Annotated in this window: 27 protein-coding genes; 19 read left to right on the top strand and 8 right to left on the bottom strand. The window is 39.1% G+C overall.

Annotated features, from left to right (window positions below):
• Positions 1 to 707: 707 nt before the first annotated feature.
• From I6F54_RS19340 to hslR, 4 genes are all read right to left on the bottom strand, one after another.
• The gene (locus tag I6F54_RS19340; RefSeq protein WP_197142720.1) at positions 708 to 1817 is read right to left on the bottom strand and encodes a PepSY-associated TM helix domain-containing protein; all 1110 of its coding nucleotides are present in this window, start codon (positions 1815 to 1817) and stop codon (positions 708 to 710) included.
• Between the two features lie 183 nt (positions 1818 to 2000).
• Entirely contained in the window at positions 2001 to 3539 is a 1539-nt protein-coding gene (locus I6F54_RS19335; RefSeq protein WP_007586595.1) for a phosphoenolpyruvate carboxykinase, read from the bottom strand.
• A gap of 267 nt (positions 3540 to 3806) precedes the next feature.
• On the bottom strand, positions 3807 to 4652 hold the full coding sequence (gene hslO, locus I6F54_RS19330; RefSeq protein ID WP_007586592.1) for an Hsp33 family molecular chaperone HslO: 846 nt from the start codon (positions 4650 to 4652) through the stop codon (positions 3807 to 3809).
• A gap of 12 nt (positions 4653 to 4664) precedes the next feature.
• A complete protein-coding gene (gene hslR / locus I6F54_RS19325) occupies positions 4665 to 5087 on the bottom strand; it encodes a ribosome-associated heat shock protein Hsp15 (protein WP_007586590.1) in 423 nt (140 codons plus the stop codon).
• Positions 5088 to 5297: 210 nt separating this feature from the next.
• Here hslR and gspC point away from each other — a divergent pair, with 210 nt between their 5' ends.
• From gspC to I6F54_RS19260, 13 genes are all read left to right on the top strand, one after another.
• Entirely contained in the window at positions 5298 to 6239 is a 942-nt protein-coding gene (gene gspC / locus I6F54_RS19320; protein ID WP_197142718.1) for a type II secretion system protein GspC, read from the top strand.
• Positions 6240 to 6262: 23 nt separating this feature from the next.
• Entirely contained in the window at positions 6263 to 8326 is a 2064-nt protein-coding gene (gene gspD, locus I6F54_RS19315; protein WP_024591434.1) for a type II secretion system secretin GspD, read from the top strand.
• Positions 8319 to 9884, top strand: a complete 1566-nt coding sequence (gspE, locus tag I6F54_RS19310; RefSeq protein WP_010555415.1) for a type II secretion system ATPase GspE — start codon at positions 8319 to 8321, stop codon at positions 9882 to 9884. Before gspD ends, gspE begins: the two co-directional genes overlap by 8 nt.
• A 2-nt stretch (positions 9885 to 9886) precedes the next feature.
• The gene (gspF, locus tag I6F54_RS19305; RefSeq protein ID WP_002962033.1) at positions 9887 to 11122 is read left to right on the top strand and encodes a type II secretion system inner membrane protein GspF; all 1236 of its coding nucleotides are present in this window, start codon (positions 9887 to 9889) and stop codon (positions 11120 to 11122) included.
• 81 nt (positions 11123 to 11203) lie between these two features.
• The gene (gene gspG / locus I6F54_RS19300) at positions 11204 to 11626 is read left to right on the top strand and encodes a type II secretion system major pseudopilin GspG (protein WP_007586585.1); all 423 of its coding nucleotides are present in this window, start codon (positions 11204 to 11206) and stop codon (positions 11624 to 11626) included.
• Positions 11627 to 11675: 49 nt separating this feature from the next.
• Positions 11676 to 12263: a pilus assembly FimT family protein gene (locus I6F54_RS19295; RefSeq protein WP_010555414.1), complete on the top strand. Its 588-nt coding sequence runs from the start codon at positions 11676 to 11678 to the stop codon at positions 12261 to 12263.
• Positions 12263 to 12637, top strand: coding sequence for a type II secretion system minor pseudopilin GspI (gspI, locus tag I6F54_RS19290; protein WP_002962039.1), 375 nt, complete (start codon positions 12263 to 12265; stop codon positions 12635 to 12637). The genes I6F54_RS19295 and gspI overlap by 1 nt, the downstream gene beginning before the upstream one ends.
• A complete protein-coding gene (gene gspJ, locus I6F54_RS19285) occupies positions 12638 to 13276 on the top strand; it encodes a type II secretion system minor pseudopilin GspJ (protein ID WP_165739665.1) in 639 nt (212 codons plus the stop codon). It begins immediately after the preceding gene.
• Positions 13269 to 14258: a type II secretion system minor pseudopilin GspK gene (gene gspK / locus I6F54_RS19280; RefSeq protein ID WP_197142716.1), complete on the top strand. Its 990-nt coding sequence runs from the start codon at positions 13269 to 13271 to the stop codon at positions 14256 to 14258. Before gspJ ends, gspK begins: the two co-directional genes overlap by 8 nt.
• The gene (gspL, locus tag I6F54_RS19275; RefSeq protein WP_024591438.1) at positions 14255 to 15463 is read left to right on the top strand and encodes a type II secretion system protein GspL; all 1209 of its coding nucleotides are present in this window, start codon (positions 14255 to 14257) and stop codon (positions 15461 to 15463) included. Before gspK ends, gspL begins: the two co-directional genes overlap by 4 nt.
• Positions 15460 to 15933 carry a type II secretion system protein GspM gene (gene gspM, locus I6F54_RS19270; protein WP_197142715.1) on the top strand — a complete coding sequence of 158 codons (474 nt, stop codon included), beginning with the start codon at positions 15460 to 15462 and terminating at the stop codon, positions 15931 to 15933. Before gspL ends, gspM begins: the two co-directional genes overlap by 4 nt.
• 3 nt (positions 15934 to 15936) lie before the next feature.
• Complete coding sequence (locus tag I6F54_RS19265; RefSeq protein WP_165739658.1) at positions 15937 to 16695, top strand: type II secretion system protein N; 759 nt, start codon at positions 15937 to 15939, stop codon at positions 16693 to 16695.
• 22 nt (positions 16696 to 16717) lie between these two features.
• Positions 16718 to 17305 (top strand): UPF0149 family protein, encoded by a 588-nt coding sequence (locus tag I6F54_RS19260; RefSeq protein ID WP_165739656.1) that lies wholly within the window; start codon positions 16718 to 16720, stop codon positions 17303 to 17305.
• Between the two features lie 24 nt (positions 17306 to 17329).
• On the opposite strand, the gene I6F54_RS19255 is transcribed toward I6F54_RS19260, so the two are convergent.
• Positions 17330 to 17536 (bottom strand): hypothetical protein, encoded by a 207-nt coding sequence (locus I6F54_RS19255; protein WP_165729494.1) that lies wholly within the window; start codon positions 17534 to 17536, stop codon positions 17330 to 17332.
• Entirely contained in the window at positions 17536 to 17895 is a 360-nt protein-coding gene (locus tag I6F54_RS19250; RefSeq protein WP_165729493.1) for a hypothetical protein, read from the bottom strand. Before I6F54_RS19250 ends, I6F54_RS19255 begins: the two co-directional genes overlap by 1 nt.
• 288 nt (positions 17896 to 18183) lie before the next feature.
• Between I6F54_RS19250 and ccoG the strand changes: the two genes are divergently transcribed.
• The 4 genes from ccoG to I6F54_RS19230 all read left to right on the top strand — a co-directional run bounded on the left by ccoG (position 18184) and on the right by I6F54_RS19230 (position 21988).
• The gene (gene ccoG / locus I6F54_RS19245) at positions 18184 to 19614 is read left to right on the top strand and encodes a cytochrome c oxidase accessory protein CcoG (RefSeq protein ID WP_024591440.1); all 1431 of its coding nucleotides are present in this window, start codon (positions 18184 to 18186) and stop codon (positions 19612 to 19614) included.
• A gap of 86 nt (positions 19615 to 19700) precedes the next feature.
• A complete protein-coding gene (locus tag I6F54_RS19240) occupies positions 19701 to 20675 on the top strand; it encodes a serine/threonine protein kinase (RefSeq protein WP_010555410.1) in 975 nt (324 codons plus the stop codon).
• A gap of 34 nt (positions 20676 to 20709) precedes the next feature.
• Positions 20710 to 21333, top strand: a complete 624-nt coding sequence (locus I6F54_RS19235; RefSeq protein WP_007586563.1) for a thiol:disulfide interchange protein DsbA/DsbL — start codon at positions 20710 to 20712, stop codon at positions 21331 to 21333.
• Positions 21334 to 21349: 16 nt separating this feature from the next.
• Positions 21350 to 21988 (top strand): thiol:disulfide interchange protein DsbA/DsbL, encoded by a 639-nt coding sequence (locus tag I6F54_RS19230; protein ID WP_010555409.1) that lies wholly within the window; start codon positions 21350 to 21352, stop codon positions 21986 to 21988.
• A gap of 66 nt (positions 21989 to 22054) precedes the next feature.
• Here I6F54_RS19230 and trmA read toward each other — a convergent pair whose 3' ends face one another.
• Entirely contained in the window at positions 22055 to 23152 is a 1098-nt protein-coding gene (trmA, locus tag I6F54_RS19225; RefSeq protein ID WP_007582854.1) for a tRNA (uridine(54)-C5)-methyltransferase TrmA, read from the bottom strand.
• 162 nt (positions 23153 to 23314) lie between these two features.
• Between trmA and I6F54_RS19220 the strand changes: the two genes are divergently transcribed.
• Together I6F54_RS19220 and murI are read left to right on the top strand one after the other, a co-directional pair.
• Entirely contained in the window at positions 23315 to 24454 is a 1140-nt protein-coding gene (locus tag I6F54_RS19220) for a DUF5610 domain-containing protein (RefSeq protein WP_165729491.1), read from the top strand.
• Positions 24455 to 24519: 65 nt separating this feature from the next.
• The gene (gene murI / locus I6F54_RS19215) at positions 24520 to 25320 is read left to right on the top strand and encodes a glutamate racemase (protein WP_166379497.1); all 801 of its coding nucleotides are present in this window, start codon (positions 24520 to 24522) and stop codon (positions 25318 to 25320) included.
• On the opposite strand, the gene I6F54_RS19210 is transcribed toward murI, so the two are convergent.
• Positions 25283 to 25762, bottom strand: a complete 480-nt coding sequence (locus I6F54_RS19210; RefSeq protein WP_007582860.1) for an RNA recognition motif domain-containing protein — start codon at positions 25760 to 25762, stop codon at positions 25283 to 25285. The two genes, murI and I6F54_RS19210, sit on opposite strands and share 38 nt — an antisense overlap.
• Between the last annotated feature and the right edge of the window lie 479 nt (positions 25763 to 26241).

Genomic DNA, 26241 nt, shown 5'->3' with positions numbered 1-26241 from the left:
CGAACTCAGTAGTGAAACGAAACAGCGCCGATGATAGTGTAGCATTTGCTATGTGAAAGTAGGACATTACCAGGCTTCAAATTGTAGAAAGCCCGAATCTAACGATTCGGGCTTTTTTACGTCTGCAGAAAAGTGAAGTGTGCGCAATTAATGTACACTCGTCAACACCTAGCATGTAGGTCGAGCGTAGCGACTCCCGACGCTAGAATCACAACAAAAACCCTCAATACCCCATTCGGCCAATAAATTAGCATTTACTACGTGACTCTCCACCGCTGTGGGTATCGTGACATTACGCAGGCTTCACATTGTAAAGAGCCTTGCTTTAACTATTCAGTAGCCTATTAGACATTCCCATTAGGTATATAGCCTTATTTACAGACACTAGTAAGCAATTAATTGGGGGGCACTATTGTGCGCTAAGTTTACCTAAGTGATTTACCGCATTACATCTGTAACTAACTGTAGTTTTAGCGCGTGCAGAATAAATACACATACCTGATAATTATACTAATCGGCAATAATACCTAATCAATTTGGTGGATTGAACTTGACGTTAATTGCGTTAGAAATTTCTGATATACGATTGCATGGATACAGAAGGTTGAGCAACTTAGGAGTAATAGGCGAGAACAACGAAATAAAGAAATTTTTGACCTCAAATAGATCATTTAACTAGGTAGATTGGCGTAAAGTTTATTTTATTTTTATATTCTCTTGGTTCTAACTAACCACCTATATACGCCAATAAAGAACAATGCAGCAGGTCCAAAGCCACTCAGCACCCAAATGACTTTTAAAATGTTACCGCCAATGCTGCCGTCATGTAGAGGGTGTATCCAGTTTTTTATTTTACTAGCCGTACTTTGCTTATCTATATTAAACACGCTCTCTAACTTTCCTGTAAGTGCATTAACCTCTATATAGCTATGTGGAAAGCGATACGAAGGATCGTTTACAGTTTGAAATCTTAATCTGTAAATAGCATTTAAGTTTGATGGTGTTTCAATCCAAGCTAAACGCGTATTCGGTAATGCTTTTTCAGCTATTAATACCGCTTGTGATAAAGGAATATTGGTTTGTTTGCTCGGTTGAATTTGTGTTTTTGGTGGAGAGTTTATATCGCTAACTAGAGCGGTTAATATAGGATCTGTTTGTTTTGGAATAGCGAGCATAACACCTGTAACAGTTAAAGCTAGTAGCGGTATGCAGAAGGTTAAACCAATTAGTTTATGCCAGTCGTATAGCAAACCTATTTTAGAGCTACGAGATTTAAATTTTAGTGCCTTTACCCACTGCCCAGGCTTTGGAAACCAAGCAAAGAATCCAGAGATAAGAAGAACTATTGAGGCTATGCCTATATAGCCAACAACGAGAGTGCCCGTTGCTCCTGTTAGTAATGAAAAATGTAAGTTGTACATCCAAGTTACTAAGTATTTTCCCCAATAGTTTTTACGTATTACTTTATCACTACTGCTAGATAGCCATACCATTAAGGGGGCAAAGCCTTGCTCTTTTGTTTCTATTGGATTGTAGTATCGCGCGGGAATTACTGAGTTTATACCTGTGTTTTCTAATCGCCATGGCCCTTGCTTTGAAGGGAAATTGGCTCTTAGCGTATTATATGCTTGATCCCAATTAGGCGTTTTTATGTTTGTAATAGCGTCATTTGCTGGATTTAGCAGTAAGTCTATTTGTGGGTAATAAACTAATACGGAGCCAGAAAGGCTAATAATAGCAAGTAAAACACCTATCGATAGACCTAAGTATAAATGTAACCGCCTGAATATTTTTCGCCATGAAAGCTTTAGTGTCATTAATTAAATAGTCGTAATGAGTAATGCAGGTTTATTGGGCATTAAAGAATGATTAATTACGCGGTATATTATATGGTTTTTTGATATGAGTTGTGCGGCATTTTGTCGCACTTATTAAATTAGGTATTTAGAAAGTAAAACGCCAGCCCTTGGCTGGCGTTAAAATACAAACTTGAAGCTTATTTAAGCTTTAGGTCCTGCATTTTTTATATCGTCTGATACGTCATACTTAGCAAAGTTTTCAGTGAAGTCTGCGGCAAGTTTTGCTGCATATTCATTGTACTTAGCTTTATCTTCCCACGTATTAATAGGATTAAGTAAGTTAGTATCTACACCTGGAACTGCTACCGGTACATCTAGGTTTAAAACATCAATGTGCTGAGTTTCAACACCCGCTAATTTACCAGATACAATTGCATCAATTACTGCACGAGTAGTTGGGATATCAAAACGTTTACCTGTGCCGTAAGGGCCGCCAGTCCAACCTGTATTCACAAGGTACACCTTAGCGCCAAACTCGCGTACACGCTTCATAAGAAGCTCAGCGTAAACACCAGCAGGGCGTGGGAAGAATGGTGCGCCAAAACATGTCGAAAATGTTGATTCAATATCGCTAGTTGAACCAATCTCAGTAGAACCAACTTTTGCTGTGTATCCACTTAAAAAGTGAAAAGCAGCAGCTTCTTCGCTAAGTATAGAAACCGGTGGTAATACACCGCTTACATCACAAGTTAAAAATACAACAGCCTTAGGTTCGCCTGCGCGGTTTTCTACTTTACGTTTTTCAACGTGTTCAAGTGGATATGCTGCACGGCTATTTTGAGTAAGGCTAGTATCGTTAAAATCTGGAACGCCTTTTTCATCTAACACTACATTTTCTAAAATAGTGCCAAAGCGAATAGCATTCCAAATTACAGGTTCATTCTTTTGTGACAGGTCGATACATTTAGCATAACAACCGCCTTCAATATTAAACACGCTTCCAGGTGCCCAGCCGTGCTCGTCATCACCAATTAAAAAGCGAGTAGGATCTGCTGAAAGAGTTGTTTTGCCCGTACCAGATAAACCGAAGAATAATGCTGTATCGCCTGCTTCACCAACGTTAGCAGAACAATGCATTGGTAATACACCTTTTGCTGGTAGTAGGAAGTTTTGTACAGAAAACATCGATTTTTTCATTTCACCGGCGTAACGCATACCTGCTAGTAATACTTTACGCTGTGCAAAGTTAATAATAACGGTGCCATCGCTATTTGTGCCATCACGTTCTGGCTCACATACAAACGAAGGAACGTTCATTACTTGCCATTGTGGTAAGTTTGAAGCGTTATAGTTCTGCGGTTCGATAAACATGTTTTTGGCAAAAATATGGTGCCACGCTGTTTCTGTAGTTACAACTACAGGTAGATAATGCTCAGGGTCTGCGCCAACTTCTAGGTGAGAGGTGAAGTGGTCATTACTTTGAACATGTGATTCTACGCGAGCCCATAATGCGTCAAATTTGTCTGCATCAAATGGACGATTAACGTTGCCCCATTGAATATCATTTTGAGTTGTTGCTTCTTGTACAATAAAACGATCTTTTGGTGAACGGCCAGTTCGTTTTCCTGTAATTGCAACAAAAGCACCATTTGCGGCTAAAGTACCTTCGCCACGGCGGATCGCATGCTCGACAAGTTCAGCTGCGGTTAAATCGACAAAACGTGTAGCGCCTGTAGTCATGTTTATACCTAACTATGTGTGAGAGTTTGAACGGATAGCTCTGGGGTTATCAGTGCCCTTAAACTGAAATTATAGTAACAGAAGGTTTTAAGATATTCGAGCCCGTAAAGCCTCTAAAAACACATATATTTAAGAAAAAACATGAATAATTTCAATGATACCGGTGTCATGAAATTAGCAGAAAAGATGACACCGGTATCATCTTTTTATAATATAAAACCGCATATTTTGCGGCTTTAATTACTATATATAGATGAAGCTGAACATTTAGTTGAAAATGCTTTTTATATCTTGTTCGTTAAAAACATACTCTTTTAAACAGTAATGACAGTTAATATTAACAGACCCTTTTTCAGCTACGTCTTTGAGTAGTTCTTCTTGTCCAATATTAACAAGTGCAGTAATTGTTTTATCACGACTACAACCACATTTGAATTTAATCGCTTGAGGTTCAAATACGCGAGGATTATCTTCGTGATAAAGGCGTGTAAGGACAGTATTAGCATCAAGGTGTAATAGTTCTTCATCTTTAATGGTGTTACTTAATGCTTCTAGGTGTGCAAAGTCTTCAATTGATTTTTGTTTATCAACTGGGAGTACTTGTAAAAATAGACCACATGCTTTTGCGCTACCTTCTGTTGTGTCGGTTGCAAACCAAAGGCGTGTTTTTAATTGCTCTGACTGCTCAAAGTAACTTTCGATACATTCACTCAGAGTATCATGCTCTAGCGGAACTATACCTTGGTAACGTTCACCCTTACTTGGTGTAATAGTGATCACCATATAGCCTTGACCAATAAGCTCTTTTACAGTTGTGCCCGTAATTTCGCTTTGCAGGCGTGCAATACCACGCATGTTTTGTTTATCATCACCATTTATAACTGCATATTTAACTGGGCCATCACCTTGAAGCTGTACTGCAATTTCACCTTCAAACTTTAAAGTGGCGGTTAATAAACAGGTTGCAACAAGTAACTCACCTAGTAATGCTTTAACAGGGTCTGGGTAATTATGGTCGGCAATCATTTCATTATAAGCATTCTCGATTTGTACGAGTTCGCCACGAACATCTAGTTCGTTGAATAAATAACGGTGAAGTAAATCTTGTTGCATGAGCGGCTATACCTAACTTGATTTCATTTTTAAAAGTTCGCGTCTTTGCTTTTTATCCGGTTTTTTATCCGGATGAGGAGCAAAAAAGCTGTTATTTTTGCGTGCGATGCTGTTTTCTTCGCGTTTAGCAATACTTGCATCAGATTCTTGATACATGGTCTGTGCAATGGGGGCGCTTTGACGTTTTTCAAGCACTGAGAGTATAGTTATCAGCTTTTCATCTACGCCCTGAGCCAGTTTTACTTTTGCGCCAACGTCTACTATTTTACTCGCTTTTGTACGTTGCCCATTATAATGTACTTTGCCGCCTTGCACCATTTCGCGTGCAACTGCACGAGTTTTATAAAATCGCGCAGCCCATAACCATTTATCTAATCGAACTTTTAACCCATCTACAGGGTCTGAGCTGGTATTAGCATTACTTTTTTTACTCATAAGGTATTTCCCCACGTTTTTATAGCTTAAAATTTATCATGAAATCATCGTAGGATGAAGGTATTACAACGGCAGTTTACTTTTTGTACTGTTATGTAAAGTTAATTTAATCTGTTTACAAAGTTTAATATTAGTGTGCTTGTTGAAAGAAAAATGAAAGGGTACTATGGGTACGCGCTAACGCAGTAAATTAAAATAAGAACACTATTTATGGAACAGCAAATCCAACAACTAAAACAATTTTTAACTCGTTTACCGCATGCTAAGTTAAGTGCATTAGTGACACTGTTAGTTGTTGTTTATCTTGCATTTTTATTATCAAAACTTGTTTGGCTTTTGTGGCCGGAACCACCAGTAACTCTACTTACCCCTATTCATTATGCTAATCAGTCATCTGGTGCGAATAACAACTCAGCGCAGCATATTATTGAGCAATTTTTATTTGGTAAAAAAACTGTAACAAACAACAATAATACTGCAAAGCAATCGCAGGTTATAAATAATGCGCCAGAAACGCGCTTAAGTATCAATTTAACCGGTATTGTAGCGGTTAATAACGATGACAAAGCAGGTATCGCAATTATTGAATCACAAGGTAAGCAAGTAAGCTATCTTGTTGATGAAGTAGTATCGGGTACGCGTGCTGAAGTTGCACAAATATTGCCGGATCGTATTATTTTGAGTGTTAATGGACGCTTTGAAACATTAATGCTTGATGGACTCGATTTCAGTAAGAAGGTGTCTATGCCAGTACTCGCTGCGCGTGATGATTCTGAAATGGGTCCGCAAAAATTAGAACCAAGTGATCTACAAATAGATGCCACTGCAGATCCGGACGTTAAAGAAGCAATTATAGAAACACGTGAAGAGTTACTCGAAGAGCCGGGCAAGCTATTTGACTATATACGTGTTTCACAAGCCATGAATGATGGTGAGCTAATTGGATATCGCTTAAGTCCAGGTAAAGAGCCTGAGCTATTTAAGCAAATGGGTTTAAAAAATAACGATTTAGCCATTTCTATAAATGGCTATCAATTAACAGATTTAAAACAGGCTATGTCAGCTATTAATGAGCTGCGTAATAGTACAGATGCCAATATCACTATAGAACGTGATGGTGAACAAATTGATGTGCAATTTAGTCTGCAATAATTTAGCTTTGGAGTTTTAATACGATGGTTCAGGTGCTACACCTCAAAAAAATTAAAAAAGGGTTAGCTAAGTACGCAGCACTTTTTTTGGCGGCAAGTATTTCTTTGTCTGTTTCTGCTGTTGAATATGCTGCTAACTTTAAAGGAACTGATATCAATGAGTTCATTAACATTGTTGGTAAAAACCTTAATAAAACAGTAATTATTGACCCTAACGTGCGTGGAAAGGTAAATGTTCGCAGTTACGAGTTAATGGACGAAGCACTTTATTATCAGTTCTTCTTAAATGTATTGGAAGTTTATGGCTACTCAGCTGTTGAAATGGACAATGGCATAATTAAGGTAGAAAAAAGTTCAGACGCTAAAAAATCAAATGTGCCACTTATTGACGAAGGTAGTGAAGCTAGCGGCGACATGATGATTACGCGTGTTGTACGTGTTAAAAATGTAAGTGTGCAGGAGCTTGGTCCTCTAGTTCGTCAATTTAGCGATCAAAAAGATGGTGGCCACGTTGCTAACTTTAATGCGGCTAACGTAATGATGCTAACAGGTCATGCTGCATCGGTTAATCGCTTAGTTGAGATTATTCGCTCTGTTGATCAGGCGGGTGACAAGCGTGTAGACATCGTTAAGCTTAAATATGCGACGGCAGATGATGTTGTCTCTGTGGTAGATAATATTTATAAAGACAGCGGTAAAGGCAGTGTACCTGAATTCTTAATTCCAAAAGTTGTGGCTGATGGCCGAACTAATAGCGTTATTGTAAGCGGTGAAGGCCAAGCCCGTACACGTGCTATTGAACTAATTAAGCGCTTAGATGGTGAGTTAGAAAGCCAAGGTAATACTAAGGTGTTTTACCTAAATTATGCTAAAGCTGAAGATTTGGTCAAAGTATTGCAGGGTGTTAGTAAGTCACTTGTTGAAGATGCACAAGGCGGTACTACTAAAACTCGTAGCAGAAGCAATAATGAAAGCAGTATAGAGTCTCACCCAGACTCAAACTCATTAATTATTACCGCACAGCCAGACACAATGCGATCACTTGAATCTGTAATTGAACGCCTTGATATTCGCCGTGCCCAAGTACTAGTTGAAGCCATTATTATTGAAGTAATGGAAGGCGACGGGGTTAACTTAGGCCTGCAGTGGATTTCTGAGCAGGGCGGTATGCTGCAGTTTAACAACGGCACTACGGTTCCCGTGGGCTCGTTAGCTGTTGCTGCAGAGCAAGCACAAGATGTAACCGTTACTAAAAATATAATAGGAACAGAATCTGGTACGGTAACGCCGTATACGGAAACAACAGAAGGTGACTATGGTCCATTAGCCTCCTTACTTAGTGGCATTAATGGTTTAGCGCTGGGCGTTGTTAAAAATGATTGGGGCGCAATTATTCAGGCTGTTGCCACTGATACAAATTCAAATATTTTGGCTACCCCTTCTATTACTACAATGGATAACGAAGAAGCCTCTATTTTAGTCGGTCAAGAAGTACCTATTATTACAGGCTCACAAACAGGCAGTAATAATGCTAACCCATTTCAAACAGTTGAGCGTCAAGAAGTAGGTATTAAGCTGGTAGTTACGCCACAGATTAATGATGGTTCAGCAGTACAGCTTACTATTGAGCAAGAAGTATCGAGCGTAAGTGGTGCAACTGCGGTTGATATTTCAGTAAATAAGCGTTCAATTAAAACAACTGTTATGGCCGATGATGGCGGTATGGTTGTACTTGGCGGTTTAATTGACGAAGACGTACAAGAAAGCGTTTCTAAGGTGCCGTTATTAGGCGATATCCCTATTTTAGGACACCTGTTTAGATCAACAAATACAACGCGCCGTAAGCGTAATCTTATTGTGTTTATTCGCCCAACCATTATTCGTGATGGTGTAAGCATGAATAAGTTAAGCTTTAATAAATATAACTTTATTCGTGGTGAGCAGTTTAAACAAAAAGAAGACGGTATTGAGTTAATGCCAATGACTGATACGCCTATTTTACCTGAGTGGAATGACGAATTAGTACTTCCCCCTACGTATGAAGAGTCTCTGCGTAAACAAAATGCACAAGAGCGTAAAGATGACTAATGCGATTCAAGAGATAAACCAAGATGTGGTTCATCCTAAAACGCATAATCAGGATGAGCTATTAACGAGTGATGTGTTAGTTGAGTTACCAGCAAAGCGTTTGCCGTTTTCCTATGCAAGACGTGCAGGTGTGTTACTTGGCAAAAACAAAGATCACCGCATAGTTTACTACCGTGGTGAGCTAGATGTGGAAGTACTATTAGAAGTACGCCGTATCGCAGGCCATGGTTTTACACTTGAGCAATTGGCTGATGATAAATTTGAGCTATTGCTTGAAGCGTCATACCAACGTGATAGCTCTGAAACACAACAAATGATGGAAGATATTGGCAACGAGGTTGATTTATTCTCACTTGCTGATGAACTTCCGCAAACTGAAGATTTACTGGCTGGTGACGATGATGCGCCAATAATCAAGCTTATTAACGCCATGCTAAGTGAAGCGATTAAAGAAGGGGCTTCTGATATTCATATCGAAACCTTCGAGCAAGAGCTTGTTATTCGCTTTAGGGTCGATGGCGTGCTTAAAGAAGTACTTAAGCCTAATCGTAAACTTGCATCGTTACTTGTGTCTCGTATTAAAGTAATGGCTAAGCTTGATATAGCCGAAAAACGCATTCCACAAGATGGCCGTATTAGCTTACGTATTGCCGGGCGTGCAGTTGATGTGCGTGTGTCTACAATGCCATCGAGCTTTGGTGAGCGTGTAGTACTACGTTTACTTGATAAAAACAACGCGCGTTTAAACCTTGAAGATTTAGGTATGACCGCAGATAACCGTGCATTGTTTTCAGATTTAATTAGTAAACCCCACGGCATTATTTTAGTAACAGGGCCAACGGGCTCTGGTAAAAGTACCACTCTATACGCTGGTATGAGCCAAATTAACTCACGCGATCGCAATATTCTTACCGTTGAAGATCCGATAGAGTACGAAATTCCAGGCATTGGGCAAACACAAGTTAATGCAAAAGTTGATATGACATTTGCACGTGGTTTACGTGCAATATTACGCCAAGATCCTGATGTAGTAATGGTGGGTGAAATACGCGACCTTGAAACTGCGCAAATTGGTGTTCAAGCGTCACTTACCGGCCACCTTGTTATGTCTACTCTGCATACTAATACCGCATCGGGTGCAATTACACGTATGGAAGATATGGGTGTTGAACCATTCTTACTTTCATCGTCGTTACTCGGTGTGTTGTCGCAACGGCTAGTACGTACATTGTGTAATACCTGCAAAGAAGGTCACACGGCTGATGAGCATGAATGCCAGCTGTTAGGGGTTCCTTTTGAAAGCCAACCGACAATTTATCGAGCAGTAGGGTGTGAAGAGTGTAACTTTAATGGCTATCGTGGTCGTACGGGTATTCACGAGTTACTTGTAGTTGATGAAACAATACGCGAAATGATTCACAACGGTAAAGGCGAGCAAAGCGTAGAGAAATACATTCGTAAGCGCAGCCCAAGTATTCGCCAAGATGGTTGTAGCCGTGTACTTGTAGGTAAAACAACACTTGAAGAAGTATTGCGTGTTACCCGTGAGGAAGGTTAACTATGGCGGCGTTTGAATACCGTGCCTTAGATGGCCGAGGTAAAGAAAAAAAAGGCATTTTAGAAGCTGATACAGCTAAACAAATTCGCCAAACTTTACGTGATCAAAAACTTACGCCGCTTGAAGTTGTCCCTGCGGCGCAAAGTGATAAACAAGTCAAAGGCGAAAAAGCCCCTTTACTCGGTGGCTTTTTTAAGCCTACAATTTCAACCTCAGACTTAGCATTAATTACAAGGCAATTAGCAACACTTATTCAATCGGCACTTCCTGTTGAAGGCGCTGTTATGGCGGTTGCTGAGCAATGCGAAAAGCCGCGTTTAAAGCGGATGCTTATGTCGGTACGCTCAAAAGTAGTCGAAGGTTACACCCTTGCCGATGGTCTTAGTGAGTTTCCTCATGTTTTTGACGACTTATATCGTGCAATGGTAGCCGCAGGCGAAAAGTCGGGTCACCTTGACCAAGTACTTAATCGTTTAGCCGACTATACCGAGCAGCGCCAACATATGCGTAGCCAAATAACTCAGGCTATGGTTTACCCCATTATATTAGTGGTATTTGCAATTGGTATTGTGTCGGTATTACTGGGCACCGTAGTACCAAAAATATTAAAAACGTTTGAAAAAACGAAACAAGTACTTCCTTGGACAACCGAATGGGTTATGGCAGGCAGCCATTTTGTGCAAAATTATTGGTTTATTAGTTTAATAGCGATTACAGCTATAGCCATTGGTATTAAGCATGCACTTAAGCAGCCTAAAATACGTTTTTGGTGGGATGACCGAGTGCTACATATGCCAGGTATAGGTAAAGTGGCTCGTGGTATTAACACCGCACGTTTTGCGCGTACTTTAAGTATTTTATCGTCAAGCTCGGTACCATTGCTCGAGGGGATGCGTATCTCGGGCGGTGTATTAATTAACGAAAAAATTAAAAAAGCGGTTGCAGATGCATCCGATAGAGTGAGTGAGGGTGCAAGCTTAAGAGCTGCACTTCAGCAAACTAAGTTGTTTCCACCAATGATGCTGCATATGATAGCAAGTGGTGAAAAATCAGGTGAACTAGAGCAAATGTTAGAGCGTGCTGCAAATAACCAAGATCGCGAATTTGAGAGCATGGTTAATGTATCGCTTAAACTACTAGAGCCTGCGATGATCGCCTCAATGGCGGTTATTGTATTATTTATAGTAATGGCAATATTGCAGCCAATAATGGCGATGAATAAAGCTGTTGGACTTTAAGTTAGAATAAATTTTTAAATATATTAATGGTTTTACCTAAACCATTTTTACTTAATGTTTTTAGAATAATGAGGTAATTACGTGAATAAACAATCAGGTTTTTCTTTACTAGAAGTGATGGTGGTACTGGTTATCATCGGGATGATTATGTCAATTGTTGCACCTAACATTATGGGTCAGCAAGAAGAGGCTGCTATCGATAAAGCGCATCTAGATATTCAGCAATTAGAAGATGCAATGAGCTTATACAAGCTTAAAAATAAGAGCTACCCAAGCACAGAGCAAGGTCTTGAAGCGCTAGTTACTCAAACAAGCATTGAACCGGTTCCAAAACGTTTCCCTGACGGTGGTTTTATTAATGAATTACCAGAAGATCCATGGGGTAATCTATATCAGCTAATTAGCCCAGGTGAAATTGGCAAGTTTGATATTTTTTCTATGGGCCCTGATGGTGAAGTAGGTACTGATGATGATATCGGTAACTGGGACGAAGAAAAACAATAATGCTTAAGTACACTGCTTTGTATGAACATGTTAATGCTAGAGGCTTGCTATGAAAGCAAGCCTTAAGCAGCGCCATGCAAAAAGCAGAGGCTTTAGTTTAATAGAAATTTTAGTGGTATTAGTGATTATCGCTTTTGCTACAAAAATGGTGGTATATAGCTTAGAAGGCGGTGCTGAGGAAGAATTAGATACTCAAGCATTAAGGCTGCATACCACCATTAACATGGCATCGGAATTTGCCATTTTAAACCAAGTTGAATTGGGCTTATTAGTAGAAGAAAATACGTTAGAGTATTTAGTTTTCGATGGTGAAAAGTGGATTACCTTTGACCGTGAAGATCTTTTTAAACCAATAGAGTTAGATGAAAGATTAAAGCTCACTCTCAACTTAGAAGATTTAGCGTGGGCGCAAGATAACCTCTTAGAGCAATCTAACTGGCGCGAACTTATGAGTGGCGGCGATGAGGACAGTTTACTTGAGCTTAAAAAGTTAAAAATCCCACAAGTGCTTATTTTGTCATCAGGTGAGGTAAGCGCGTTTCAACTTATATTAGAGTTAAAAGAGCAAAGCGAGCCTGTGTATTACATTGAAGGTGAATTTGCTGCACCAGTAAACTTTCGCCGAGAGCCAGAATAATGAAGCGCACTAAAGGGTTTACCTTATTAGAGGTATTAGTGGCATTAAGTATTTGTGCTATGGCGGGTATAGCTGCAATGCAAGCAACAAGCGAGCACATACACCACTTAACGACTATTGAAGAGCAAACCTATGCATCTTGGGTCGCCGAAAACGTTATTATTGAACAGCGTACTAAAGGCGAACAATGGCAAGGTAAAAATAACCTTAAAGGCAGCGAAGTAATGGGCGGTGTTGAATGGTTTTGGCAGCAAGAAGTAACAGCCACTGCTGACAAAAGCTTTGTTAAGTTAACCATAAATGTTTTTACGGATGAAAAATATGAGCATTCGGCATATGAGTTATCAACGTATCTAAATAAAGGCAAAAAGTAAGTGAAGCAGCGCGGGTTTACATTACTTGAAGTTATGGTAGCACTGGGTATTTTAGCTTTTGTTATTATTGCTACTCATCAAATATTAGAGACGACAACAAGAGCAAAAGATGCCTCCGATGAAAAAATTGCTGAGTTAAATGGGTTGCAAACAACATTTAGGTTAATGGATCAAGATTTTAGCCAAATGACTAAACGTGCAGTACGAAACGAATCTGGTGATGTTCAAGAACAATATTTACTTGCTGGTCGTTACGTTTTAGAAAGCCAATACGATGGTATTGCGTTTGTACGAGATGGCTGGATAAATCCAATTAATTTATTGCCACGTTCAGAACTACAAGCCGTTGGTTATAGAGTGATAGACGATAACCTTGAGCGTGTTTATCGGGTTTATGTTGATCAGCTTGATAATATGGAACCGCGAGTTCAACGTATACTAGAAAATGTTGAAGAGCTTAAGTTTGAGTTTTTAGATGATAAAAACGAATGGCAAGAACAGTGGGAAATTAAAGCTCTCCCTAAAGCGGTTGCTGTTACTTTGCAACAAATAGAAGCAGAGCCAATTCGTCGTGTATTTTTAGTTCCTGGGCAAGGCAAAGTTGTTGCTACACAAAGTACGGATGTGAATAATGGTTAAGCAGCAATCATCGCGCGGCGCAGCACTTGTTATTGTTTTGTTTATTGTGGCATTAGCGGCTATTTTAGCAGTAGAAATGAGTGCTAATTTAATGGTTCAAGTGCAAAAAAGCACTAATTTGCAAGGTCATCAGCAAGCTAAATGGTACGCCTACGGTGCAGAAGAGCTTGCTATTAAAGGGCTAATACAAAGTAAAAAAGATGATGCTGATAAAACAACACTTGATCAAGTTTGGGCAACTCAAGGTGATGCTTCATACCCTGTTGATAACGGCACGTTAAGTGGCAAAGTTACTGATTTACAAGCATGTTTAAATTTAAATGCTTTAGCCATAGCGCCAGAAGAAAATAGCGCAAGTAAAACAAACCCTGCACATAAAGCACTATTTGCATTACTTGAAAACATTGAAGATTTACCTGCTGATGAATCAGAAGAGACAATGGCAGATAGCGTATTTGATTGGCTTGACGAGGACAGTATTACATATCGCTCAGGCGCAGAAGAAGACGAGTATTTATCACGAGATTTTCCGTATATGACAGCCAATAGTTTATTTGCATCAACATCGGAATTACGCTTGGTTAAGGGCTTTAACCCATTAGTGATGGAAAAAGTACTGCCATATGTATGTGTAATACCAGGCAGTACGCTTTTATCTATTAACGTAAATACATTAATCCCAGAGCAAGCACTCATACTCAGTGCCTTAATAGAAAGCTTAAGCTTATCTGGCGCAGAAGCGGTGTTAGGCGCAAGACCGCAAACTGGCTTTGACACCATCGATGAATTTTTTGAACAGGTGAAGCAGCAAGGCGGTACTAATACTGACTCAATAAAAAGTCTATTTAGTATTAAAAGCGAATATTTTAAATTACAAACGCAGGCAAACTTTGTCGACCTGCGTTTTTCGATGACCACATTACTGCACGCTAAAGACGGTGACGTAACGATACTGGCGCGAAAATTTGGAGGCGTACAGTGACAGAAATACTGTTGATCCGCACGGGTCAAACCGAGCAAGAATTGCTTAATTGGTTAATTTACTCACCACAAGAACAAGAAATAATAGCCAGTGGCGAGTTACCAAATGCAGAGCATTTAAGTGAGCTAAGCGAAAAAGCACTTACCCGAGAAGTGGTCGTGTTGTTACCAAGTGATCAAGTGCAATTAAAAACGGTCGCTTTGCCAACAAAATGGAATCGCAAGCTTGAGCAAGCATTGCCATACATGCTGGAGGAAGATATAGCATGTGACGTAGATGAACTGTTTATAGCAGTAGCGCAGCCGACAATGCTTGGTGAGCAACATGCAATTCGTGTAGCAATGACAGACCGTGAATGGTTTGAACAATGGCTCGCATTATTTGTAGAGCATAATCTATCAGTATACAGAATATTACCCGATGCTTTGTTGTTACCGCTTGCAGATGATGGCGCAGTTACCGCTATCGAGCTCAATAACCAATGGTTATTTAAGCAGGGGCAATGGCATATAGGTGCGGTTGAATCTAGTTGGTTAAATGGCTACTTAACAGCCATGGGTAATCCTGATATTAAACATTTTAGCCCAGCTAGTCAGTTTCCAGAAAGCGTTAACTTACAAGCGCAAACGAGTGAGTACGACTTACCTCTAGCATTATTTGCAAAGCAGTTAGATAGCGTTAACTTTAACTTACGCCAAGGTATGTATCAGCTTAAAAAACAAAGCGCTTTATGGTGGGGTTACTGGAAAGGCGCCGCAATTATAGCAAGTGTTGCATTGGTTTCTACTATTACAATAAAAGCTATTGAGTTACACCAACTTAATACACAAGTAGAAGTAGCTAAAGCTCAAGTAGTCGACAGATACCAAAAAGCATTCCCAGGAACTAAAGTTCGCCCCAATCTAATTAAAAGCCAAATTAAAGGCGCGTTAGATAAAGTGCAAGGCTCAAGTGAGTCGGGCTTTTTAGACTTAACGACTAATTTGGTTGATGTATTTTCGCAAGTCAGCGAATTTACACCTGAAACACTTCGTTATGACAAACGTCGCAATGAGCTGCGCATTCGTGCACGTGCTAAAGACTTCCAAACCTTTGGTAAAGTAAAAATCATACTTGAAAAACAAGGTTTAACTGTTGAGCAAGGGTCTTTAAATAACGACGGTGATTATGTCGTTGGTGAAATTAAACTGCGAGGTGCAGTATGAAAAAGCAGTTAATGCAACAATGGCGCTCGCTTAAAGAGCAAGAACAACAATTGGTAATGGTCGCTGGTGGCGTGTTTATTATTTTTGTTTTAGTAATGGGAATATTTCGACCATTAAATAATGCGATAGAAAAGGCACAGCAATCTCAAATTAAACAACAAGAGCTATTAGCTTGGGTTGATGAAAGCATTGTTAAGCTAAAGGCTGCGGGTAACACCAGTGTTGCTAGCAATGCAAACTTAAGCCAAATTGTTAATTCTACACGTGGGCGCCATCAAATAAGTATTAGTAAAATGCAGCCTAGTACGGGTTCACTTCGTTTGACGCTCGACTCTGTAGAATTTAATCAGTTAATAGAGTGGTTAGATGAGCTAGTGAATCAACACGGCTTAAAAATTGAAAACTTAGATTTGAGCCGCGATGATAAATCAGGCTATGTGCGTGTAAGCCGTTTAGTATTAGAGAATTAATTAATGAAAAAAATAATAACGTTATCGGCTGTCTTTTTAATTAGTTTTATTGTGTTTTGTATTATTAAATTACCAGCACATATTGCACTAGATATAGCAAAACCGTACTTTCCAAAGCAATTAGAAGTAGGGCAAACTGTAGGCACTGTTTGGCAAGGTCAAATGATGCAAGTTCGTTTTGATGGTGAACAGTTAAATAATGTTCGCTGGGACATTGCTGGCTGGAAGTTATTTACAGGCAAGCTAAATGCGAATGTGAAGTTTGGTAATGCACGAGAGCGTAGTGATATCTCGGGTTATGCTGATGTAAGTTATGGGCTTTTTAATCAAGAAGTTAAAGTGACTGACGGCCTAGTGCGCTCAACAGTAGAGCGTGCAATGCAGCGCGTGCAGCTTCCCCTACCTGTAACCGCTAAAGGGCGTGTAATTTTAGAACTTGATGAATACAGCTCAGGTGCACCTTATTGTGATTCACTAAAAGGTGAAATAGCGAGCCCTAATATTGACGTGCAAGGCTTAAATGGGTGGTTTAATATTGGCCCTCTGGCTGGTAAGTTAAGCTGTAAGTCGGGCGATATTGCTATATTAATTGACCCAGATAATACGCTTGGCCTTGTGGCAGATGCTACACTTAAAGCTAATTTCGACTTTAGTGTGGCAGGTTATGTAAAACCAGATGCTAGCTTACCTAAAGATGTACATGATGCGGTTAAATTTTTAGGCCGACCAGATAGCCAAGGTCGTTACCCGCTCAACTTTTAATGTTTGAATATAAAGAGTTTTAATGCAAATACCCCAATTTACTGAGCTGCACGCAAAGCAGCTCAGCACATTTTTAAATACCCAATCTCAAGCAATGACCCTTCAACAAAGCCAAGGCTATTTATTTGGCGTTATTTGCTCGCCCAATCCATTAGATGTGCATGAGTGGCTTGAGCAGATATTACCAAATACAGCTAATGATTTAGATGAAGAAGTACTTTTCTTGTTTATGGCGCTATACCATAAAATTAGTGAGCAAGTATTTGAAACAGGATACAAACTACCCGTTGAGTTTACTATTGAGTTTTGTAAACCATGGAGCGAAGGCTTTTTAGTGGCTACTAAAGCATATGCAGAGCCACTTTTAAATGCACCTGAGTTAGATGCTGAATTTAAAGAAGCATTAGAGAGTGCATTAAGTACACTGAGCTTTTTTGCTCTTGATCAGCAAGCAATTACTCAGATTGCTCAGCAAAATAGTATGACTAAAGAAGCCTTATGCCAGTATCAATATGAATCAATGGGTGACTTTGCACTAGGCTTTGCGGAGCTCATAGAAGTTGTTGCCATTAACAGTGGTTTAATAACTGATGACAGCTGGGACGAATAGTTTTAGCTTAAGCGCTTAGGTAATCTAAGCGCTTAGTTCTAATACAATATCAGTACAGCCTTGCTTACACTTTACCATACCTTTACCAGGCTCGCAGGTGGCTAAATCAAGTGTTAAAACTCCATTACATTTCTCACACTTTAACGTTTTGCCTTGTGCTAATTGTTTAAGCATGTTGCGCTGTTTATGAAATGAGTCGCTTGCTTTTTTATTTAATCCTGAAAAATCCACTACTTTGCTCGCTTTTGCTCTAATGCTTCAGTCACTATTTTACATACTGTATTTAAACGATCGCCATAAAAATAAAGGTTTAAGTCACGTTCACGACAATAGCGTAGGTGAAATAACTGAACAGAGTCATCTGTTGTAAACGTTTTTTCTACGTACTCCCCCTCAGATTCAGACAATTTAAGTTGACTGCTGATCCTATTTTTAGCCATATTTGCAGCAGGGCTTCTGTTAACCTTACTTGCATCACTTAAAAAACCAATGCCTTCACCTAATAACCTTTCGCGAGGTTCTTTTATAAGCGGATGATCGATTGTAAAAAAGGCAAGGATCACAACTACCAAAATAATAAATTTTTTCATGGATACGTAAACCTTGATCTAAGTAGGGTTGAATTACCATGCAGTGTAATAAACTGCATTTTAAAAGCAAGTAACTGGGATGAATAAATTATTAGCGATCTATGCCAGTAATTTTAACCAACATTGTTATAATGGTTAACAGCAGTCAGATATTTCTGAAATATCTGAAAGTATTCGAGAAGGCAATTTATTAAAGTAAATCTGCCTAGCAAGTAACTTGCTAGCTTTAAGTATAGAGTACTTGAGTATTGCTGGATTTTTATTTCCAAGCGGCGTTGAGGAACTTCGATGGACAAACAAATTAAAGTAAAGAATATCCCTGTAGAGGTGAAAATCCAAAAACCGGATTTAAGCCGTCAAGATGATAGGTTCAATCCCCGAAATCGTATTTATGTGCGTGCCGTAAAAGGCCTACATCAATTACTTAGGCAGCGCATTGGCTTTTTAGGCCTACTTGCGTTTATGTTACTTCCTTGGATTAATTTTAACGGCCAGCAAGCAGTGCTGTTTGATCTAATTGGTCAAAAATACAATATTTTTGGTTTAACGCTATGGCCTCAAGATTTTACCATATTAGCGTTTATTTTTATGCTGGCAGCATTTGCGCTGTTTTTAGTGACCACCTTCTATGGACGGGTGTGGTGTGGCTACACATGTCCGCAAACTGTTTGGACCTTTATTTTTATTTGGTTTGAAGAAAAGCTTGAGGGCACGGCTAATCAGCGTAAAAAACTCGATCAAAGACCCATGAATTTTGATAAGTTTTGGCGTAAAACGGCAAAGCATACTAGTTGGGTATTGTTTTCGTTATATACCGCTATTTCTTTTGTGGGTTACTTTACGCCAATCAGAGAGTTACTTCCTGATTTTGTAACGTTTAACGTGGGTGGTTATGCACTAGTCAGTATTATTTTCTTTGCTGCGTGTACCTATGGTAATGCCGGTTGGATGCGAGAAATTATGTGTTTACACATTTGCCCTTACTCACGTTTTCAATCAGCTATGTTTGATAAAGATACATACACTGTAACGTACGACGAAAGCCGTGGTGAAAGCCGTGGTCCTCGTTCACGTAAAGTAGATCATGAAGATTTAGAGCTAGGCGACTGTATCGACTGCAACCTGTGTGTTCAAGTGTGCCCAACAGGTATTGATATTAGAAATGGGCTGCAAGCTGAGTGTATTAACTGTGGTGCATGTATTGATGCGTGTGATGGCGTAATGGATAAAATGGAATACCCGCGTGGACTTATTTCATATACGACAGAGCGAAACCTCGAAACCCCAGAAAATAAAACGAATCCACTACGAGCTAAAATCATTGGTTACACGGTCATACTTGTTGTGCTTACGGGAGCACTTGTAGCTAATATAGCGCTGCGTAAAACAATGGACTTTGATATCATTCGTGATCGAAACCAATTATATCGTGTCGATTTTGATGGTTTAGTAGAGAACACCTATACATTAAAGGTAATTAATAAAGCGCAGTACGAGCAAACCTTTAATATTAAAGTACAAGGGTTAGATAACTTTAAGTATATTGGTAAGCAGTCATTTACTGTGCAGGCAGGGCAATCTCATAATGTGCCATTGTCGCTTGTAATGGACCCTTATGATTTAAAAGCGCCAATGACAGAGTTTAATTTTGTGCTTTCACCGGTAGATGAGCCGGATGAAACAATATCGCAGTCGAGTAACTTTTTTAAAGCGCGATAATCACAACCTACCTTAAATAGGTAAGTTGATATAGCAATTAACAAAAGCGGGTATATAACTCGCTTTTTATTTTATATAAGAAGAGTATGAGTAAATTTAGTTTTATTGACTTAACACCTGACCTAATACTCGATGCAATAGAAAGCGTAGGTGTGTACGCTGAATCTGGTTTGTTGGCACTCAATAGCTATGAAAACAGAGTGTACCAATTTAAAGCCGATGATGGCCTGCGTTACGTAGTGAAGTTTTATCGCCCAGAGCGCTGGAGTAAAGAGCAAATTCAAGAAGAGCATGATTTTGCATTTGAACTGGCAGAAGCGGAAGTGCCTGTTGTTGCCCCTATTTTATATAATGGGCAAAGCTTGTTTGAACACGAAGGTTATTTGTTTGTGTTGTTTCCAAGTGTCGGCGGGCGTTTATTTGAGGTTGATAACTTAGACCAGCTTGATGTAATGGGGCGTTTAATTGGCCGTATGCACCAAGTAGCTAAAACAAAGCCTTTTACTTATAGGCCAACAGTTACTTGCGAGGAGTATTTACATACAGCCAAAGTTCATCTTCAAAAAAGTAACTTAGTGCCTATGGGAATAAATACTGCCTTTTATACTATTTTAGATTTAGTGATAGAGCAGGCGCAAAAACAGTATAAAGATGTGCAAAGTATTCGCTTACATGGTGACTGCCACGTTGGTAATATTTTGTGGGCAGGTGATGCGCTAATGTTTGTTGATTTAGATGACAGCCGCCAAGGTCCTGCAATCCAAGATTTATGGATGATGCTCAGTGGCGATAGAGCGACGCAACTGTTACAGTTAGACACCCTTGTGAGTGCGTATGAAGAGTTTTGTGATTTTGATCACTCTCAACTCAAATTAATTGAACCGCTGCGAGCGATGCGTATTATCCATTATATGGGATGGGTAGCTAAACGATGGAGCGATCCTGCCTTTGTGCGGAACTTTACATGGTTTGCTGATGACAAATACTGGGAGCAACAAATTTTAGCACTGAAGGAGCAACTTGCAGCACTGCAAGAAGCACCGTTAAAGTTATTGCCGTAATATTTTATTTAAAGACAAGTACAACGAGATACAAATGCTTAAAAAATTAAAACTGAGTTTATTACTTTTATGTTTACCATTTGCAGCACTTGCTGCACAGTTTGAAGTTGATAATCAATACACTGTTATTGATGTAGACAAAAGTACATCACCACAAGTAACCGAGTTTTTCTCATTTTACTGTCCACATTGCTTTAAGTTTGAACCAGTAGCAAAAGCAATTGAACAAGGCTTGCCAGAAGGCGCGGAGTTTATTAAAAACCACGTGAACTTTTTAGGTGGCGTGTCGCCACAAGCACAAAGTAATTTAAGCTTTGCCTACTTAATTGCTAAGCAGCATGGTCAGGCGCAGAGTATTAGCGATCAAATTTTTAAAAGTATTCATGTTCAGCGTGCTCCTTTAACTGAAATGAAAGACGTTAAAAAATTACTTGAAGTAAACGGTATTGATAGCGCAACGTTTGATCAAGAAATTGCAAGCATGCCAGTTATTTCGGCTGAGCAAGCAATGCAAAACAAACAAAATAAATATTCAAAATTAGGCGCACTTACAGGTGTACCTACTTTTATTGTTAACGATAAATATAAAATAAACCTCAACACCATCAAAAATCAAAAAGAACTTGATGAGTTAGTAGCGTTTTTATTAGCACTATAAATTTCGGAGCATAATAATGATTAAATTAGTTAAAGCAGGTTTGCTTGCAGTACTACTTCCTATGGCGGCAACAAGCTTTGCAGCAACGTATGAAGAAGGCGTGCATTACGACGTTGTTTCTGAGCGCGCAACAAAAAAGCCAGAAATTAAAGAGTTTTTCTCATTTTACTGCCCTGCATGTAATAACATGGAAGCACTAATTGGTGAGTTTAAGCCTAAGCTTGATAAAAACGTTAAATTTAAAAAGAGCCATGTTGATTTTGTAGGTGTACGCGACCCAGAAAACCAACAGATGATGAGCCAAGCACTCGCTACTGCAGAAGTGCTTCCGCAAAAAGATAAAATTGTCTCTGCAATCTTTAATCATATTCATACAAAGCGCGCTAGTTTTAATGAGCTTGCAGATGTAAAAGATATATTTGTAGCGCAGGGCGTTGATGGCGATAAGTTTGATAAGCTGTTTAAAAGCTTCTCGGTACGTACGCTGAGCTCTAAAATGAAACGCGATCAAGACTACTTTAAAGAAAAAGGCGCACTACGTGGCGTACCTACATTTATTGTAAATGGTAAGTATAAATTAAACCTAGGTCGTGAGTCGGGTATTACTGAACCAGAAGATATTAGCAAACTGATTAATTACTTAGCTAACAAGTAAGTTTAGCTAAAACTAAAAAAGCTCCTACAAGGAGCTTTTTTTATGGGTAACGTTTACTGAGCGTATTTATTTGCGCTGCAAGAAAACACCCGACTCAATGTGATGTGTATATGGGAACTGATCAAATATAGCAAAGCGCTTAACGTTGTGCGTACGTGTTAGGTGATCAAGGTCACGCTCAAGGGTTTCAGGATTACACGATATATAAATTATGCTTTCGTAGTTAGCTACTAAGTCACACGTTAATTCATCCATGCCCGCGCGCGGTGGATCAACTAATATGGTTTGGCAGTCATAGCTTTTAAGGTCAATACCGTCTAAACGAGAGAAAGTACGCTCGCCATTCATTGCTTGAGTAAACTCTTCACTAGACATACGAATAATATCTAAGTTCTCTACGTTATTTTTAGCAATATTGTATTGAGCAGAATGAACAGATGATTTTGATATTTCTGTTGCTAATACTTTATTAAAACAGCCCGCTAACGCAATTGAAAAGTTACCGTTACCGCAATACAGTTCTAATAAATCATTTTTAAGTGGTTTACATAAATCTTGCGCCCACTCCAGCATATTAATATTTACTTTTGCATTAGGCTGAGTAAAGCTATTTTCTACTTGTTGATAAATAAGCTCTTGACCATTAACTGTTAAACGCTCAGTTACAAAGTCATCACCCAGCACTTCTTTTTGTTTGCGAGCACGGCCGATAAAGTCAATTTTGTATTTACTGCTTAGTTTTTCTTTAAGCGCTTTAATTTCACTTAACCATTCATCATCAAGTGGTTTGTGATAAAGCAAGCTTACTAAAATTTCACCGCTTAGCGTGGATAGGTAATCGATTTGAAATAACTTACGACGTAATATTTCACAAGGCTTAAGATGCTCAATCATCACCTGCATTATTTCACCAACTAGAGGCGCTGCTGGATCAAATGTATCAACACGGATTTTTTCTTTTGTTTGTTGATCAAACATAATGTGAAACAGATCGTCACCGTCGTGCCATACTCTAAATTCAGCACGTTGGCGGTAGTTAGTTGGCTCTGAGCTAAATACTTCTAGTTGCTCCACACCAAAACGTTGGAACTGTGCACTAATACGCTGCTCTTTTTCACTTAACTGCGTTTGGTACTGTGTGGTATCTATTTTAATAACTGCCATTAACGCTACTACCTTATCTAAGATCTGTTTATCGGCGCTATTGTAGGGAGCGCTGCGTATTTGTCTAGTTTTGGCTAGCATTTATGCTGTTTTATTGAACATTGTACTTTAGTTTTTGTTGTTATAGCCGATAATAAACTACGCACGCTTAGGAGACGAATCATGAAAATAGGTAATTATGGCTTTACGCCAAACAACAACATCAATAAATTCAATAATAAAGCTGATATACAGCAACCTACAATTACGTCTCCTCAAGATAGCTATCAACAACGAGGCCGAGAGTTGGCCGCAAAGGTGCTTGGCGATAAAATGGCTGAGCAGCTTGGATTGCCTATCGCAGAAAAAAAAGCAGATAAACCACTATTTGATTTTGATGAAATAGTAAAAAACGTACTCGATTTTGTAAGTCGTGCTGTTAATAAAGCAAAAGCTAATGGCGCTGATGACGAAAAGCTCAAAGATATGTTAGGCGACGCGCGCAAAGGAGTCCAAATAGGGATTGACGACGCTGTTGATGAACTCAAAGGTACAGGTGTATTTAATGATGACATGGAAGAGGGGATTAATAAGTCCAAAGAGGGAATTTACAATGGGCTCGATAAGTTTGAAGAGTCGTTATTTAACCCACAACCTGCCAGCGTAAATATAAGCCAGGCTCAATATGTCAGTATGACGAGTAATGCAGAGTATAAATTTACCACCGCAGAGGGTGACGAGGTAAGTATTAGCTTTGCAGATGCATTTGAATCTCAGTCGGCAAGTGGCTATCAGCAAAACAGTAATAGCGAGTCGTTTGCAAGCTCATCATCGCAATCTCGACAGGTATCATTTTCGATGTCGGTTAATGGTGACTTAAATGAGCAAGAGCAAGAAGCTATTAATGCAATGATGGAAGACTTACAAGATCTAAGTAAAACCTTTTTTGGTGGTGATTTAGATGAAGCATTTGAACAAGCGCAAGAGCTGAGTTTAGACAGCGATCAGCTGGTGGCTTTTTCTATGGATTTACGCCAAACAAAAACAATAGCAACAGTTAAAAGCTATGAAGAATATAGACCAGCACCAGAAAAACGAGTAGCGGAAGGTTTAGCTCCTTTTAATGATGACCTTAAAAATGCTTTTGAAAAAGCGGGTGAGCTTGGATTACAAAATCAGCTAGCTGGCATTCTCCAATGGTTAAATCAAGATCAGGAGCAAATAGATAAGTTAGTGGATTACACAAAGTCTATGTTCGAAAACCTTAATCAGTTAAATTCGGCAGCCGACGAGCTTGCTGATTTAGAAACCACGCAAAGTTAAACTACTTTCTTTTATAAATACCTCATGGCAAACTGCCGTTCTTAAAGTAAAGTGGGAACGGTAGTTTGTCAGCGCATATAATGGTCTTTGATTCAGGTATTGGTGGAACTACTGTACTTGAGCATATAAAGCAAAGTATCCCCAATGCTCAGTACAGTTATTTTATGGATAATGCATTACTACCTTATGGTGCTCAATCCCAAAAAACAATCATTAACCGATTATGCTCACTTATTCATTTCATCAAAGCTAATACGCTTAACGTTGATTTAATTGTAATAGCGTGTAATACCGCTTCTACATCTGCACTTAGCGCTGTTCGCCAAATGACAGATATTCCTATAGTAGGTGTTGTGCCAGCAATAAAGCCTGCGGCAGAGTTAACACGTTCAAATCATATTGGCTTATTAGCCACACCGGCAACGGTCGCCAGTTCATACACTAAAACATTAATTACTGAGCATGCACGTAATGTAACCGTTAATCTATATAGCAGTGTGGAGTTAGTAACTTTAGCTGAGCAATACTTTTTTACAGAGTCTTTGGATACAAACAAGTTGCATCAAGTGCTTGATGACCTACATATAGATAAAACTATAGATGTACTTGTATTAGGATGTACGCACTTTCCAATATTAGCAGAGCCTATTAGTCAGTATTTTAAAGGGAATGTAAAATTACTTGATTCAGGTGTAGCGATAGCAAACAGAGTCAACTACCTACTTAACCAACTTAACTTGTGTGTGAATAAACTAACAGACATAAAAAAGCCGCTGCAATATTATGCAACGGCTGATGTGTTTAGCAATAAGCTAGCGGTAAAGCTAGTTACACTGACTGATCCGTCTCAGTACGTAGAGCATTAGAATCATCTTCTTGTTTTTGTTTTGCTTCACGTACCTTTAAAGTACGTTGTTGGAACTCGCTATCGTTCAAGTTAGCAATTGCATTGTCTGCATCAGCTTGCGCCATTTCAACAAAACCAAAGCCACGACGCTTGCCAGTATTCTTATCCTTTAATAAACGAACATTGAATACTTTGCCTTGTTCTTCAAATAATGCACGAACCACACCTTCGTTTGCACGATAAGGAAGGTTACCAACATAAAGCGTTTTTGTTTTAACTTCAGCTTCTTCAGTCACATCAGATGACATTGCAGCAATAGCAATCGCACCTATTAATAAACCAGCACCAAATAGTAATGCAGGGTTTAAAGCTAAGCCGCCTAAAGCAAACTCAACAACAACAAAACCAACTACAGCAAGAATAACAGAGAAGATAAAAGATTTTTGATCGGGTAATTTCATTTTAGATCTACCAATAAACAGGAAATAAACATTAATTTAACATTGTGAACTTGCTATCTTAACGTCTAAATCAAACATAGCAATGATATTTGTATTAAATAATAAATAAGAGCACAAAAAAGCATCATCTTAGGAAGGTTTTCATATGGTTTTACATGGTTTTGTTCTATTTTTGTTCGAACAGTAAAAAGATCTAAAAAAAGGGTTGATCTGTTTTCGGATCTCCCTATAATGCGACCCCACTGAGACGGGAAACGCCAACGCATAGCGAGGCAGGAACAACTCAGAGAGTTAAATAAAACTTCGGTTTTAAATCTTCCAAAAGAAAGTTTAAAACTAAGTGTTGACTCGAAAAATAAAGGGTGTATTATTCGCATCCCTTGAGACGCTAAAGCGACTCAAAACGTTCTTTAACAATATAAAGCAATCATCTGTGTGGGCACTCGTACAGATTGAGTTCTAACAGCCAACCTACTTAG

The organism is Pseudoalteromonas sp. SWXJZ10B (genome assembly GCF_015864475.1).
Classification (GTDB): Bacteria; Pseudomonadota; Gammaproteobacteria; order Enterobacterales; family Alteromonadaceae; genus Pseudoalteromonas; species Pseudoalteromonas arctica.
This window is presented reverse-complemented; position numbering and strand designations above follow the sequence as displayed.

Bases quoted from the DNA above. Each gene is read 5' to 3' on its own strand.
- I6F54_RS19340 (WP_197142720.1), bottom strand. From the start codon at position 1,817: ATGACACTAAAGCTTTCATGGCGAAAAATATTCAGGCGGTTACATTTA.
- I6F54_RS19335 (WP_007586595.1), bottom strand. From the start codon at position 3,539: ATGACTACAGGCGCTACACGTTTTGTCGATTTAACCGCAGCTGAACTT.
- hslO (WP_007586592.1), bottom strand. From the start codon at position 4,652: ATGCAACAAGATTTACTTCACCGTTATTTATTCAACGAACTAGATGTT.
- hslR (WP_007586590.1), bottom strand. From the start codon at position 5,087: ATGAGTAAAAAAAGTAATGCTAATACCAGCTCAGACCCTGTAGATGGG.
- gspC (WP_197142718.1), top strand. From the start codon at position 5,298: ATGGAACAGCAAATCCAACAACTAAAACAATTTTTAACTCGTTTACCG.
- gspD (WP_024591434.1), top strand. From the start codon at position 6,263: ATGGTTCAGGTGCTACACCTCAAAAAAATTAAAAAAGGGTTAGCTAAG.
- gspE (WP_010555415.1), top strand. From the start codon at position 8,319: ATGACTAATGCGATTCAAGAGATAAACCAAGATGTGGTTCATCCTAAA.
- gspF (WP_002962033.1), top strand. From the start codon at position 9,887: ATGGCGGCGTTTGAATACCGTGCCTTAGATGGCCGAGGTAAAGAAAAA.
- I6F54_RS19295 (WP_010555414.1), top strand. From the start codon at position 11,676: ATGAAAGCAAGCCTTAAGCAGCGCCATGCAAAAAGCAGAGGCTTTAGT.
- gspI (WP_002962039.1), top strand. From the start codon at position 12,263: ATGAAGCGCACTAAAGGGTTTACCTTATTAGAGGTATTAGTGGCATTA.
- gspK (WP_197142716.1), top strand. From the start codon at position 13,269: ATGGTTAAGCAGCAATCATCGCGCGGCGCAGCACTTGTTATTGTTTTG.
- gspM (WP_197142715.1), top strand. From the start codon at position 15,460: ATGAAAAAGCAGTTAATGCAACAATGGCGCTCGCTTAAAGAGCAAGAA.
- I6F54_RS19265 (WP_165739658.1), top strand. From the start codon at position 15,937: ATGAAAAAAATAATAACGTTATCGGCTGTCTTTTTAATTAGTTTTATT.
- I6F54_RS19260 (WP_165739656.1), top strand. From the start codon at position 16,718: ATGCAAATACCCCAATTTACTGAGCTGCACGCAAAGCAGCTCAGCACA.
- I6F54_RS19250 (WP_165729493.1), bottom strand. From the start codon at position 17,895: ATGAAAAAATTTATTATTTTGGTAGTTGTGATCCTTGCCTTTTTTACA.
- ccoG (WP_024591440.1), top strand. From the start codon at position 18,184: ATGGACAAACAAATTAAAGTAAAGAATATCCCTGTAGAGGTGAAAATC.
- I6F54_RS19240 (WP_010555410.1), top strand. From the start codon at position 19,701: ATGAGTAAATTTAGTTTTATTGACTTAACACCTGACCTAATACTCGAT.
- I6F54_RS19235 (WP_007586563.1), top strand. From the start codon at position 20,710: ATGCTTAAAAAATTAAAACTGAGTTTATTACTTTTATGTTTACCATTT.
- I6F54_RS19230 (WP_010555409.1), top strand. From the start codon at position 21,350: ATGATTAAATTAGTTAAAGCAGGTTTGCTTGCAGTACTACTTCCTATG.
- trmA (WP_007582854.1), bottom strand. From the start codon at position 23,152: ATGGCAGTTATTAAAATAGATACCACACAGTACCAAACGCAGTTAAGT.
- I6F54_RS19220 (WP_165729491.1), top strand. From the start codon at position 23,315: ATGAAAATAGGTAATTATGGCTTTACGCCAAACAACAACATCAATAAA.
- I6F54_RS19210 (WP_007582860.1), bottom strand. From the start codon at position 25,762: ATGAAATTACCCGATCAAAAATCTTTTATCTTCTCTGTTATTCTTGCT.